Genomic DNA, 12,742 nt, shown 5'->3' with positions numbered 1-12,742 from the left:
GCCGGCACCCGAGTTCCTTCTCTTCGCCATTCGCACGCATTCCGGTGCGGGCGTAGATACACAAGAAAGTAGCTCGTCCACCCACAGTGACCGAAAGCGTTTTATCGCCTGCACCTCACTTCCCAAATGGAAGAAAAGCGGAAGCCCGGTGACCAGCCGAATCTACTTCCACTCAGCCCGCAACATCGCCCCCAACGCCGCCGGCCGACAACGCCCCAGACGGACCCTCGGCGTACCGTGCCAATTTGCGGTGCGCACGATAGCTGCAGCCAACTCCCCGGCTAGGCGCGGCGAGGGTTCCACAGCAGGCTCCAGAAACAAGGCCTTGATCTCGAACACCCCTTCGGCACGATGCGCCTTGGCATCCAGCCGACCGATCAGCGCGCCACGATGCAGGATCGGCAGTACGTAGTAGCCGTAGCGCCGTTTCGGCGCAGGCACATAGCATTCGATGCGATAATCGAAATCGAACATCGCCAGCGCACGGGCGCGATCCCACACCAAAGGGTCGAACGGTGACAGCAGCGTGGTGTGCGTGGCGCGCAGGCGTCCGCCGCGCGCCCGCTCCAGCACAGTGGCATGTTCGCGATGCACGTAGCCTGGAGCGTCCCAGCCGCGCACCGCCACTTCCAGCAGTTCGCCCTCGGCCAGGAGGGGAGCCAACTCGCGCGACGTCACTGCCGGCTTGAGTCGGAAGTAATCGGCGATCCAGCGCGCCTGCGTGATGCCCAGCGCGCGCACGCTGTCGAGGATGAAGTGCCGGCGCAGCTGTTCCGTATCGAGTTCACTGGGGGAGAACGGTGGATCGAGCGTGGCCAGCACACGCTCGGCGAGGTCGTATACGCGCTGGAAGCGTTCGCGCCGCGTCACCATCAGGTCGCCCAGCGCAAACCATGCTTCCAGCCAGCGTTTCTCCGGCTTCCATTCCCACCAGCCGGAGACGCCGCGATCCTCGCGCGGAAAATCCGAGGCAAGCACCGGCCCTTCCCCACGAATGCGCGCAAGCAGCGCGTCCATCGACGGCTTGTGTTCGCGATGCATGCGCTCGGCATGGCGCTGTGCCCAATGGCTGCCGCGCTCCCGCCATGCACGATGCACGGCGAGATCGCGGGCGCCGACGAAGCAGGCTTCGTGCGCCCAGCACTCGGCGATGCGGCCGTCGCCCAGCGCCTCGTCCAGCCACGCCACCGGGTAATCGCCAAGGCGCGAGTGCAACACCATATACGGGCTGCGCGCGACCACGTGGATGGAGTCGATCTGCAGCAGACGCATGCGCTCGATGGCTGCCACCACGTCCTCGCGACGCGGTTTGCGGCGCGGCGCCTGCAGCATCCCTTGCGCATGCAGTTGCAGCGCACGTGCCTGCGACAGGCTCAACGGGATCGCGCTTGCTGAAGCCGCGTTCAACGACACACCGCCTTCACGCCAGCTCCACAAGAGTATTGCGATGGCATTTACGCTACCTCTGCTAGGGTCGATCACGAGCCGGGCCGATGCCTGATACCGCCTGTGATCGCCAGCAGGGCCTGCGCTCCCTCAGACATTCTGGCATGGAGAAATGATCATGAAAGCACGCAACGCGTTGTTGCCCGTTCTCGCTACCGCCACCCTGATCTTCGCTGGCGCGGCTTTCGCACAAGACCAAACCGGCCAGACGCAGCCGCCACCGTCGCAAGACAGCATGCAGCAGCCACCCGCGCAAACGGCCGCGCCGGCGCCGATGCCGCCGCCCGACGTGACCGTGCGCAGCGTGCCGCCTGCCGCACCGCAGCTTGCTCCGGCGCCCCCCTTCAGCCAGCTCTCCGGCGGCGGCAAGTCGATCACCGAGGAGCAGGCCGCCGCCTACCCGCCGTTGGCCAACGACTTTCTCAACGCCAGCCATGGTGCCCAGCGCATCAACAAAACGCAGTACGAAGCGTGGGTGAAGCAGATGCAGTGACATGCTGGAATTCAAATCGGCCGCATTCGATGCGGCCGATTTTTTTTTGCAACCACCATCCATAAAATTCGGCCTTGGAAGTTGCCTGCGCGAGGCCGTTGCCGCGATGCCAGGTTCGCCCCGGCGATTTGCGTCGCTGATCGGAGAGCCATCGCCGCACATGGCCTAGACTTCACGCACATCCGTGCGACGGAGTCGTCATGAAACAGCTTCGCCTCCTGCTTTTGATCGGCGCTTTCGCCGCCGGCATCTGCCACGCGCAAAATCCCAACCCGCTGGATATCCGTGCCTGCACCGCGATCGAAAGCGACTCGCAGCGACTGGCCTGCTACGACCGCGCCACCGGGCGCGACCGGTTGCCGAGCGCGCAGAAGCGCAAGGATCAGCCCGCCGCAGCGAATGCCGGCGTGTTCGCCCACGACAGACAAGCCACGGTCGCTGCACCGGAATCCGCCGAGGTATCGACGCCCATGTCGCTGCTGGACAGCCGCTGGGAGTTGTCCCCCCAGAGCAAGCTCGGCACCTTCAACCTGCGCGGCTACCAGCCGGTGTACGCGATGCCGGTGTTTGCCACCAGCAACCAGAACAACATGCCGCACAGCCCGAACCCAGACAACACCGTGCAGACGCCCCAGCAGCTGCAGAACGTCGAGGGAAAATTCCAGCTGAGCCTCAAGACCAAGATATGGCAAGGAGTGTTCGGCGACGTGGGCGACCTGTGGGTGGGCTACACCCAAAGCTCGCGTTGGCAGGTGTACAACGCCGAGATATCGCGCCCGTTCCGCGAGACCGACTACGAGCCCGAGGCGTTGCTGGTGTTCGACACGAACTACCAGCTGCTGGGCTGGGACGGTCACATGTTCGGCATTGGCGTCGACCATCAGTCCAACGGCCGCAGCAATCCGCTCTCGCGCAGCTGGAACCGCGTGATCGCCGACTTCGGCTTCGAGCGCCCCGGCTGGACCATCGTGTTCCGCCCGTGGTGGCGGATTCCCGAAGCGCGCAGCGACGACGACAATCCGGACATCAGCAAATACATGGGCCGCGCCGACGTGCAGATCATCCACGAATGGAACGGGCAGGAATTCGGCCTGATGCTGCGCGACTCGCTGAGCCTCGGCGACGACAACCACGGCGCCGCGCGCTTCACCTGGAGTTTTCCGATCGCCGGCAACCTGCGCGGCTATATGGAACTGTTCAAGGGCTACGGCGAAAGCATGATCGACTACAACCACAACGCCACCTATTTCGGCGTGGGGGTGTCGTTGCTCGATTGGTACTGAGCAATCGCACCCTCTCGCTAGTTTTCGCTCATCCATGAGCGCGAGGATCAAGCCGCGGCCATCCTTGGTCGCACTCCTCAACAAGGCACGCAATCGCGAGCAATCCATGAACGACACGCTATCGATCCGCCCCGTGATCGCCGACGACTATGCCGCGTGGCGACCCTTGTGGGACGGCTACAACGCGTTCTACGGCCGCAGCGGCCCCACTGCCCTGCCGGAAGAGATCACCCGCACCACCTGGGCGCGCTTCCAAGATCCCGACGAACCCGTACATGCACTGGTGGCCGAACGCGACGGCGCGCTGCTCGGCCTGGCGCACTACCTGTTCCATCGCAGCACGATCCAGATCGCGCCGACTTGCTACCTGCAGGACCTCTTCACGGCGCCGGCCGCGCGGGGCCTGGGCGCGGGTCGCGCCCTGATCGAGCGCGTCTACGAACTCGCGCAATCGGCGCGCGCGCCGCGCGTGTACTGGCAGACCCATGAGAGCAACGCTACCGCGATGCGGCTCTACGACCAGGTCGCCGAGAAATCGGGCTTCGTCGTTTACCGCAAGATGCTCTAGCGCCACCAGCCCTGCTTGGTACCCGTGAGGATGCGCAGCATCTGCCCGCGCGCCAGCGGGAAGCGGCCCAACGGTCCGAAGGCGAGATCGCGCAATTGGGCCAGACGGTCGTGCTTCGACTGGAACAGCGGCGTGAGCCAGCGGCTCATGGACTGGTACACCTGCAGATGGCGGCGACGCGTGCGCACATGCGCACGCAAGGCGAGTGCGAGGTCGTCGTGTGCGGTCAATGCATCCGCCAGCGACTGCGCATCCAGGAGTGCCATGTTCACGCCCTGGCCAAGCTGCGGGCTCATCGCATGCGCCGAATCCCCGAGGAATACCACGCGACCGCGATGCGGCACCCGCATCACCACGTCGCGATAGCGCGCACGATGCAACTGCTCCGGCGCGTCGATACGGGCCAGCAGCGGCGACGCCTCGGGCCACAGCACCGCTACCCGCGCTTGCAGGCGTGAAAGCGCCACAGCATCGAAAGCATCCACTTGCTCGCCCGGCAAGCTGAAGTAGAAGGTCAACCAGCGACCGTCGCGGTCGACACGGTGCCCCACCGGCAACAGGCCGATCATCTCGCGCGCGCCGGCGTAGCGCTGCTGCAAAGTATCAGCATGCGCCCAGTCCCCGGCGGGCAGCAGGCACCACACCGCACCCCATGGATAGACCACGTCGCGCGCGGCCAGCCCAGGCAGGCCAGCACGCAAACGCGAGCCTGCGCCATCGGCGGCCACGATCAGGTCGAACGGGCCGTGCCTTCCGCTGTGTTCGTCGAACAGAAGGCCGGCTTCGGCATCCACGCCGACGATGCGTGTGCCGACATGGATATCGTCGGCCTCGGCATAGGCATCGCGCAGCAGGGAAAACAGGCTGCCGCGGCTCATGCCCAGGCCGAAGCAATCCGGCGCATGGTCGGCGTAGCGCATGGCCATCACCTGCCGGCCACGCGTGTTGCAGCCATGCAGCGACTCGATGCGCTGGCCTTGCGCCAGCGCCTGCTCGTGCAGGCCGAGCCGGGCCAGCACCGCCAGTCCGGTGGGCTGCAGCAGGAAGCCCGCGCCCACCGGCCCCGGCGCGCTCGCTTGCTCGAACACACTCAGGCGATGCCCTTGTCCGGCCAGAAACAACGACGCCGCCTGACCGGCGGCGCCGTAACCCACGATGGCGATCTTCATGCGTCCCTGCATGATCGTGCGTCAGTGGTGATGGCCACCTGCGCCATGCACATGGCCGTGCGACAGCTCTTCGTCGCTGGCTTCGCGCACGCCGGTGACTTCGATGGCGAAATGCAGCGGCTTGCCGGCCAGCGGATGGTTGCCGTCGATGTGCACCTTGTCGTCCTCGACCTTGGTCACGGTGACGTTGATGACACCCTGCGGGCCATGGCCCTGGAACTGCATGCCGGGCTGGATGTCGGCCACGCCCTGGAACGCCTCGCGCGGCACTTCCTGCACCAGTTCCTCGTGGCGCACGCCGTAGCCTTCCTCCGGCTCCACGTGGGCGTCGAACTTGTCGCCGATCTGGCGGCCCTCCATCTGCTTCTCCAGACCCGGCACGATATGGCCATGGCCATGCAGGTAGGCCAGCGGCTCGCGGCCGGCGGAGCTGTCGACGACCTGGCCGTCGTCGTCGGTGAGCGTGTAGTGGAAGGTGACGGCGGAGTTCTTGGCGATCTGCATGACGGTGTTCCGGTATCGGTAAAAGAGCCGGTTTCGTGCCGGCATGAGCATACAAGCCTAGCAGATGGCGACTTTGCGATACTCCGCTCATGAAAGCCGCCCTGTGGATCGCCGTGCTGCTGTGCCCGCTGACCCTGCCGTGCGCCGCGCTCTCGGCGGCGGCATCCGACACCGCGCCTGTCGCTGCGCAAAGCCGCCGTTCGCTGAGCACGCAAATCGACGCGGTCATCCGCCAACCACGCTACGCCGCCGCCGACTGGGGCATCGCCGTGGCGTCGCTGGACAGCGGCCGCACGCTGTACGCGCACCAGTCCGGCAAGCTGTTCGAACCGGCATCCACCGCCAAGCTGTTCACTGCGGCGCTGACGATGGAAACGCTCGACCCACAATCCCGCATCCCCACGCGTCTGCTCTCGGCCGCCCCCATCCGCCACGCAAGGCTGGATGGTCCACTCCTGCTGTACGGCATGGGCGATCCCACGCTGGGCACACCGGGCGCCAATCCCGATTGGGCGGATGACCTTGCCGCGCAGCTGGCCGCACGCGGCATCGAAGAGGTGCATGGCGACCTGGTCGCCGACGCCACATATTTTTCCGGACCGCCACTGGGCAAGGGCTGGGAAGCCAGTGACCTGCTGGGCTGGTTCGCCGCACCGGCTTCGGCGCTGAGCGTGCACGAGAACACCGTGGCGCTGACCGTGACGCCCGCCACCGTTGCCGGCCAACCGCCACAACTGAGTTTCGCCCCCGGCGCGGCGGCACCGCCGCTGGCAAGCACGCTGACTACTTCGCCACCACGGACGCCCGACGACTTCAATCTCTATCGCGCTCCCGGCGATGCGCTGCTGCATGCCTTCGGCAGCATTGCCGAAGGCGCGGCGACGCGAACCTACCAGCTGGCGATTCCCGACCCGGCGCAGCAAGCGGGCGAGGAATTGCGCGCGGCACTGGCACGCCACGGCATCCGGCTGACCGGCGGCCTGCGCGTGCTCGCGTGGCCGGAACGCGACGATGCATTGCGTGCCAACGCGAAGGTGCTGGCCGAAGTGCTGTCGCCGCCGGTGAGCGGCATCCTCGCCCAGGGTCTCAAGCGCTCGCAGAACCTCTATCTGCAGAACCTGCTGCAACTGGACGGCGTCAGTGCACAGGCCGTGGCTGCAAACCAGCCTGGCGCGCCCATCGGCTTCCTCAGCAGCGAAGCGTGGGGGTTGCGCGCGCTGCACGACCTGCTGGAACGCATCGACATCGCGCCGTCATCGGTACTGATGGAGGAAGGCAGCGGCCTGTCGCGCAGCGATCTGGTGACACCTGCCGCAATGACGCGCCTGCTGCAGGTCATCGCCATGCAGCCGTGGGCAGGCGCATTGCAGGCCATGCTCCCGGTGGGCGGCGTGGACGGCACGCTGGAATGGCGGATGCGCGACGGCGCTGCCACCGACAACGTGCATGCCAAGACCGGCAGCATGGCCTACGTGCACTGCATTGCCGGTTACGTCACCGCGGCGGACGGCCAGCGACTCGCCTTCACGATCATGCTCAACAACTACCGTCGCGATGACGGCGAGCCGTCGGCCAACCACGACGTCGATGCCATTGTGCAATTGCTGGCCGGCTGGCGCGGCAGCGACTGAGTCAGCTCACGTGCCGGGCAGGCACTCCAGCTCCTTGCCGATCTTTTCCGGCGTATCGGTAGGCGCATAGCGCTTCACCACCTGCCCCTGGGCATCGACCAGGAACTTGGTGAAGTTCCACTTGATCGCCTCGCTGCCGAGGATGCCCTTGCCCTCGCTCTTGAGCCACTTGTACAGCGGATGCGCATTCGCGCCGTTCACCTCGACCTTGGCGAACATCGGAAAGCTCACGTCGTAGCTGGTGCTGCAGAAGTTGCGGATTTCCGCCTCGTCGCCCGGCTCCTGGTGGCCGAACTGGTCGCAAGGGAAGCCCAGTACCACCAGGCCGCGCTCGCGCCATTCGCGCCACAGCTTTTCCAGCCCGGCATATTGCGGCGTGAAGCCGCATTTGGAGGCCACGTTGACGACCAGCAGGGTCTTGCCCCGCCATTCGGCGAACGAACGCTCGTTGCCTTCGATGTCGCGGGCGCTGAAGCCATAGATGTCGCTCATCGCGTGATCCTCGTGTATGGCCGTATGGAAGGCCGGACAGCGGGTAGAATACTCGCCCGACCCGACGCCATGACTTCCGTGATCCGCTTCCTCGACGTACACAAGTCCTACCGCGTGGACGGCCGGGAGGTTCCCGCGCTGCAGCCGTTCAACCTCGACATCGTGGATGGAGAGGTGTTCGGCATCATCGGCCATTCCGGCGCGGGCAAGTCCACGCTGATCCGCCTGATCAACCTGCTGGAACGGCCCAGCGGCGGACGCATCCTGATCGGCGACACCGAGATGACCGCGCTGCCCGAACCCGCGTTGCGCGCGCAGCGGCGGCGCATCGGCATGATCTTCCAGCACTTCAACCTGCTTGCCTCGCAGACCGTAGCCGACAACGTGGCGTTCCCGCTGCGCCTTGCCGGTGAACGCGATGCGGAGAAGGTCCGCGAACGCGTGGACGAACTGCTCGCGCGCGTCGGCCTCAGCGAGCATGCAGGCAAATACCCTTCGCAGCTCTCCGGCGGCCAGAAACAGCGCGTGGGCATCGCGCGCGCGCTGGCGAACCGCCCCGACATCCTGCTGTGCGACGAGGCCACCAGCGCACTCGACCCGCAGACCACGGCTTCTGTGCTCGACCTTCTGGCATCGATCAATCGCGAGCTGAAGCTCACCATCGTGCTGATCACCCACGAGATGGACGTAGTGCGCCGCATCTGCGACCGCGTCGCGGTGCTCGATGCCGGCTGCATCGTGGAAAGCGGCACGGTGGCCGACGTGTTCCTGCATCCCCGGCATGCCACCACGCGGCGCTTCGTGGAAGAGGCACTGCCCGAGGAAGCTGCCACGGCGCAGGCGCCGGGAGTCGCCGGCCGCGTGATGCGGCTGACCTTCCGCGGCGGCGCCACGCTGCAGCCGGTACTGAGCCGCGTGATGCGCGAGCACGGCGTGGATTTCAACCTGCTGGCCGGCCGCATCGACCGCATCAAGGACCTGCCCTACGGCCAGCTCACCCTGGCGCTGGAGGGCGCGGACACCGACGCCGCGCTGGTCGCCCTGCGCGCAGCCGGCATCGAGATCGAGGAGATGGGCGCATGATCGCCTCGCCGCTGCAAAGCCTGTTCCCCAACATCGACGACTGGGGCGAACTCGGCCATGCCTGCATCGACACCCTGCTGATGCTTGGCGGCTCGTTGGCGCTCACCGTGCTGATCGGCCTGCCGCTGGGCGTCCTGCTCTACCTCACCGGCAAGGGGCAGCTGCGCGCGATGCCGAAGTTCTACGGTGTCGTCTCGCTGCTGGTGAACGTGCTGCGCTCGGTGCCCTTCATCATCCTGATGATCGTGCTGATGCCGGTCACCTACGCGCTGGTGGGCACCAAGCTGGGCGTACGCGGCGCGATCCCGCCGCTGGTGATCGGCGCCGCGCCGTTCTTCGCGCGACTGGTGGAAACCGCGCTGCGCGAGGTACAACAGGGCGTGATCGAAGCCGCGCAGGCTATGGGCGCCAGCACCTGGCAGATCGTACGCCATGTGCTGCTGCCCGAGGCGCGCGGCGGCATCGCCGCCGGCATCACGGTCACCGCCATCGCCCTGGTGGGCTATACCGCGATGGGCGGCGCGATCGGCTCCGGCGGCCTGGGCGACCTGGCCTATCGTTACGGCTACCTCAGCTACAAATCCGACTACATGCTGGTTACCGTGGCGCTGCTGGTGGTGCTGGTGCAGCTGCTGCAGATGATGGGTGACCGCATCGTGGCGCGTTATAAGCGCCACTGATCTGGTTATTTCCCCGCCAAGGTTTGGCTATCTAGTCTGGAACTCCTCCCGGAAACCGCCATGATCCATGCTGCTGCTCGCCTCCCTCTCCGCCATTCTGTCGTTGCTGCTGCTCGCTGGCGTGGCGCGCAAACCCTCGTGAGGAGCGCGTTGCGCGTCGCCGGCGCCGCGGCCGTCGCCCTGTTGCTCGCGGCCTGCTCCGCGCCGAAGCAGGATGCTGACACGCTGGTCGTGGCTGCGACCGCCGTGCCGCACGCGGAAATCCTGAAGCAGGCACAGCCCATCCTTGCGAAGGAAGGCGTGAAGCTGGAGATCAAGGTGTTCGCCGACTACGTGCAGCCGAACACGCAGGTGGCCGAGAAGAACATCGACCTCAACTATTTCCAGACCGGACCCTATCTCGACGCCTTCAATCGCGAGCACGGCACCAACCTGGTGCCTGTCGTGGGCGTACACATCGAGCCGTTCGGCGCCTATTCGCGCAAGATCAGGAGCATCGACCAGTTGCCGGACGGAGCCACCGTGGCGCTGCCGAACGACCCCAGCAACGAGGGCCGCGCCCTGTTGTTGCTGGCGAAAAACAGCCTGATCACGCTGAAGGATCCGGCCAACGCGCTGGCCACGCCCAAGGACATCACGGCGAACCCGAAGCACTTGCAGTTCAAGGAACTGGAGGCGGCGATGCTGCCCCGCACGCTGGACGAAGTGGACCTGGCGCTGATCAACACCAACTACGCGCTGGCGGCAGGCCTGAACCCCACCAAGGATGCACTGCTGATCGAGAGCAAGGATTCGCCTTACGTGAACTACCTGGTGGGTCGCCCCGACAACCGGAACGACCCGCGCGTGCAGAAGCTGGCGCAGGCGCTGACCAGCCCGGCGATCAAGGCGTTCATCGAGCAAAAGTACCGGGGCGCGGTGCTGCCTGCGTTCTGAGCCGCTGCCGGGTGAGCGCCGCTCGCGCACGGATGATCGTCATCCCGGCGAGGTCGGACAAGCGCGAAGCGCACAGGACGCCCGTACGGCAGCCCTGAAGGGGCGGGCGCAGCGAGTCGTCCAGCGGCAACCCGCACTCATCATTTAAGCCATGCCGTCGCTGGATTCCGGCCTGCGCCGGAATGACGGGCGAAATGCAAAAGCCCCCCAAGCAGAGAGGGGGGCGCCCCAGGTCAACCGTCGCTCAGGCGGCCGCCATCTGCTTCGGGATCGAGCGATTGGTGTGGGTGATGCGGTTCTTCTCGTCCACGTAGACGCAGGTGGGCTGGAACTGCGCCAACTCTTTCTCGTCGATCTGCGCGAACGCGGCGATGATGATGAGGTCGCCCACCTGCACGCTGCGTGCGGCGCTGCCGTTCACCGAGATGATGCCCGAGCCTTCTTCGGCACGCAGCGCATAGGTGACGAAGCGCTGACCATTGTCGATGTCCCAGGCATGGATCTGCTCGTACTCGCGGATGCCCGCGGCGTCGAGCAGGTTGCCGTCGATGGCGATCGAGCCTTCGTAGTGCAGCTCGGCGTGGCTGACAGTGGCGCGATGGATCTTCGCCTTGAACATGTTCAGGTGCATGACTTCGATTTCCTGCGGGGACGTCCCGCGTCGATGCGCATTATCGAACTGCCGACATTGCACTGCAACATCAGCGATTATGGCCCGGAAATGGGGGCGATTCAGTCAAACGGAAGGTTGTCGATCAAACGCGTGGTGCCCAGCCGCGCGGCGATCAGCGCCACCAGCCCCTCGCGCTCACCGTCAGCCGGCTCGGACAGGTCTTCGGCGCGGCGGATCACCGCGTAGTCGGGCAGGAAACCCGCCCGCTCCAGCTTCGATTGCGCGGCTTCCTCGATGATGCGCCGCGCGTGCCCCTTGTCCAGCAGGTCACGCATCTGCTGCAGGGTCTGCCGAATCAGCGGCGCCTGCCTGCGTTCCGCTTCGGAGAGGTACTGGTTGCGCGAACTGAGCGCCAGCCCGTCGTCGGCGCGCAGTGTGGGCGCACCCATTACCTTCAGCGGCAAGCCGAGGTCGCGCACCATGCGCTCGATCACCTTGAGCTGCTGGAAATCCTTCTGGCCGAATACGGCCAGGTCCGGCTGCACCAGGTTGAACAGCTTGCACACCACGGTGGCCACGCCGTCGAAATGGCCGGGACGATGCGCCCCCTCCAGCGTGTCGGTGATGCCCGGCACGTGGATGCTCACGCTCTGCGCGGCGCCGAACGGGTACATGGTGGCCACTTCGGGAGCGAACAGCAGGTCGCAGCCATGCTCCGCGAGGCCGGCCTGGTCCTGCACCAGGGTGCGCGGATAGCGCTCGAAATCCTCGTTCGGGCCGAACTGGGTGGGGTTGACGAACACCGTGGCCACCACGCGGTCGGCGCGCGCGCGCGCCAGCTTCAGCAGCGAGTGGTGCCCCGCATGCAGGTTGCCCATGGTCGGCACCAGTCCGACCGTCTGGCCCTGGGAGCGCCAGCCGCGGATGGCGGCGCGCAGCGCCGGAGCGTCTTGCACGGTTTGCATGGCGTGTTTCTCGGTCGATGGAGGCTTAGTTGAAGCAGTGCTCGGGGGCGGGGAAAGCTCCGCTTCGCACGTCGGCCGCATAGGCGGCGAGCGCAGCCGCCACAGAATCGCGGCCGGCGAGGAAATCCTTGCTGAACTTGGGCCGCTTGCCCGGCGTGATGCCAAGCATGTCCTGGATCACCAGCACCTGGCCGTCGCAGTCCGGGCCGGCGCCGATGCCGATCACCGGAATCTTCAGTTCCTGGGTCACCCGCGTGCCCAGCGCGGTGGGCACGCCCTCCAGCACCAGCAGGTCCGCGCCCGCGGCCTGCACGGCCTGGGCTTCGGCGAAGATGCGGTCGGCCGTTTCCTGCTCGCGGCCCTGGATGCGGAAGCCGCCGAACTTGTGCACCGACTGCGGCGTGAGGCCCAGGTGCGCACAGACCGGGATCGCGCGCACCACCAGCGCGGAAATCGCCTCCAGGATGTGCGGTGCGGCACCCTCGATCTTCACCATCGCCGCGCCCGCCTCGCCCACCAGCCGCGCACCGGCCTGCAAGGCGTGCGAAACATCGCGGTCGGCCATGAACGGCAGATCGGTCACCAACAGCGTGGCCGACAGCCCGCGCGCCACCGCCTGCGTGTGGTAGACCATATGGTCCAGCGTCACCGGCAAGGTGCTCTTGTGGCCCTGCACCACCATGCCCAGCGAGTCGCCCACCAGTGCCACGTCGATGCCGGCCAGTTCCACCTGCGCGGCGAGGCTGTAGTCGTAGGCGGTGAGCACGGTGATGCGACGGCCTTCGGCCTTCATGGCATGCAGGCCGGGAACGGTGACCGGTTTGCGCGCTGGAACAGTGGCGGGATCCACGTACACGATGTTGTCTCGAATCAGGAGTC

15 protein-coding genes are annotated in these 12,742 nt (G+C 66.2%); 8 read left to right on the top strand and 7 right to left on the bottom strand.

Annotated elements, in window-relative coordinates:
• Positions 1–162 precede the first annotated feature (162 nt).
• Complete coding sequence (locus IHE49_RS02225) at positions 163–1,332, bottom strand: crosslink repair DNA glycosylase YcaQ family protein (protein WP_192155395.1); 1,170 nt, start codon at positions 1,330–1,332, stop codon at positions 163–165.
• A 232-nt stretch (positions 1,333–1,564) separates the two neighbouring features.
• On the opposite strand from IHE49_RS02225, the gene IHE49_RS02220 reads away from it, so the two are divergent.
• From IHE49_RS02220 to IHE49_RS02205, 4 genes are all read left to right on the top strand, one after another.
• Positions 1,565–1,939, top strand: coding sequence for a hypothetical protein (locus IHE49_RS02220; protein WP_192154502.1), 375 nt, complete (start codon positions 1,565–1,567; stop codon positions 1,937–1,939).
• A 1-nt stretch (position 1,940) separates the two neighbouring features.
• On the top strand, positions 1,941–2,108 hold the full coding sequence (locus IHE49_RS02215; RefSeq protein WP_192154501.1) for a hypothetical protein: 168 nt from the start codon (positions 1,941–1,943) through the stop codon (positions 2,106–2,108).
• A gap of 31 nt (positions 2,109–2,139) precedes the next feature.
• Entirely contained in the window at positions 2,140–3,222 is a 1,083-nt protein-coding gene (locus tag IHE49_RS02210) for a phospholipase A (protein WP_192154499.1), read from the top strand.
• 106 nt (positions 3,223–3,328) lie between these two features.
• Entirely contained in the window at positions 3,329–3,790 is a 462-nt protein-coding gene (locus tag IHE49_RS02205) for a GNAT family N-acetyltransferase (protein WP_192154497.1), read from the top strand.
• Here the strand turns inward: IHE49_RS02205 and IHE49_RS02200 are convergent.
• Positions 3,787–4,959, bottom strand: coding sequence for an NAD(P)/FAD-dependent oxidoreductase (locus tag IHE49_RS02200; RefSeq protein WP_192154495.1), 1,173 nt, complete (start codon positions 4,957–4,959; stop codon positions 3,787–3,789). The two genes, IHE49_RS02205 and IHE49_RS02200, sit on opposite strands and share 4 nt — an antisense overlap.
• 21 nt (positions 4,960–4,980) lie before the next feature.
• Positions 4,981–5,463: a peptidylprolyl isomerase gene (locus IHE49_RS02195; RefSeq protein ID WP_192154493.1), complete on the bottom strand. Its 483-nt coding sequence runs from the start codon at positions 5,461–5,463 to the stop codon at positions 4,981–4,983.
• Positions 5,464–5,552: 89 nt separating this feature from the next.
• Between IHE49_RS02195 and dacB the strand changes: the two genes are divergently transcribed.
• The gene (gene dacB, locus IHE49_RS02190) at positions 5,553–7,094 is read left to right on the top strand and encodes a D-alanyl-D-alanine carboxypeptidase/D-alanyl-D-alanine-endopeptidase (RefSeq protein ID WP_192154491.1); all 1,542 of its coding nucleotides are present in this window, start codon (positions 5,553–5,555) and stop codon (positions 7,092–7,094) included.
• A 6-nt stretch (positions 7,095–7,100) separates the two neighbouring features.
• Here dacB and IHE49_RS02185 read toward each other — a convergent pair whose 3' ends face one another.
• Positions 7,101–7,586 (bottom strand): glutathione peroxidase, encoded by a 486-nt coding sequence (locus IHE49_RS02185; protein ID WP_192154489.1) that lies wholly within the window; start codon positions 7,584–7,586, stop codon positions 7,101–7,103.
• Positions 7,587–7,664: 78 nt separating this feature from the next.
• On the opposite strand from IHE49_RS02185, the gene IHE49_RS02180 reads away from it, so the two are divergent.
• The 3 genes from IHE49_RS02180 to IHE49_RS02170 all read left to right on the top strand — a co-directional run bounded on the left by IHE49_RS02180 (position 7,665) and on the right by IHE49_RS02170 (position 10,285).
• Complete coding sequence (locus tag IHE49_RS02180; RefSeq protein ID WP_192155393.1) at positions 7,665–8,669, top strand: methionine ABC transporter ATP-binding protein; 1,005 nt, start codon at positions 7,665–7,667, stop codon at positions 8,667–8,669.
• Complete coding sequence (locus tag IHE49_RS02175; RefSeq protein WP_192154487.1) at positions 8,666–9,349, top strand: methionine ABC transporter permease; 684 nt, start codon at positions 8,666–8,668, stop codon at positions 9,347–9,349. Before IHE49_RS02180 ends, IHE49_RS02175 begins: the two co-directional genes overlap by 4 nt.
• 180 nt (positions 9,350–9,529) lie before the next feature.
• The gene (locus tag IHE49_RS02170; protein ID WP_225578161.1) at positions 9,530–10,285 is read left to right on the top strand and encodes a MetQ/NlpA family ABC transporter substrate-binding protein; all 756 of its coding nucleotides are present in this window, start codon (positions 9,530–9,532) and stop codon (positions 10,283–10,285) included.
• Positions 10,286–10,529: 244 nt separating this feature from the next.
• On the opposite strand, the gene panD is transcribed toward IHE49_RS02170, so the two are convergent.
• The 3 genes from panD to panB form a co-directional block, all read right to left on the bottom strand.
• Positions 10,530–10,916, bottom strand: coding sequence for an aspartate 1-decarboxylase (gene panD, locus IHE49_RS02165; protein WP_192154483.1), 387 nt, complete (start codon positions 10,914–10,916; stop codon positions 10,530–10,532).
• Positions 10,917–11,017: 101 nt separating this feature from the next.
• The gene (gene panC / locus IHE49_RS02160) at positions 11,018–11,863 is read right to left on the bottom strand and encodes a pantoate--beta-alanine ligase (protein WP_192154479.1); all 846 of its coding nucleotides are present in this window, start codon (positions 11,861–11,863) and stop codon (positions 11,018–11,020) included.
• A gap of 25 nt (positions 11,864–11,888) precedes the next feature.
• Entirely contained in the window at positions 11,889–12,719 is an 831-nt protein-coding gene (gene panB, locus IHE49_RS02155) for a 3-methyl-2-oxobutanoate hydroxymethyltransferase (protein ID WP_192154477.1), read from the bottom strand.
• Between the last annotated feature and the right edge of the window lie 23 nt (positions 12,720–12,742).

Source organism: Rhodanobacter sp. 7MK24 (assembly GCF_014842995.1).
In the GTDB taxonomy this organism is placed as follows: domain Bacteria; phylum Pseudomonadota; class Gammaproteobacteria; order Xanthomonadales; family Rhodanobacteraceae; genus Rhodanobacter_A.
Note: the sequence above shows the minus strand (reverse complement) of the source record. Positions and strands in the feature narration are given on the sequence as shown.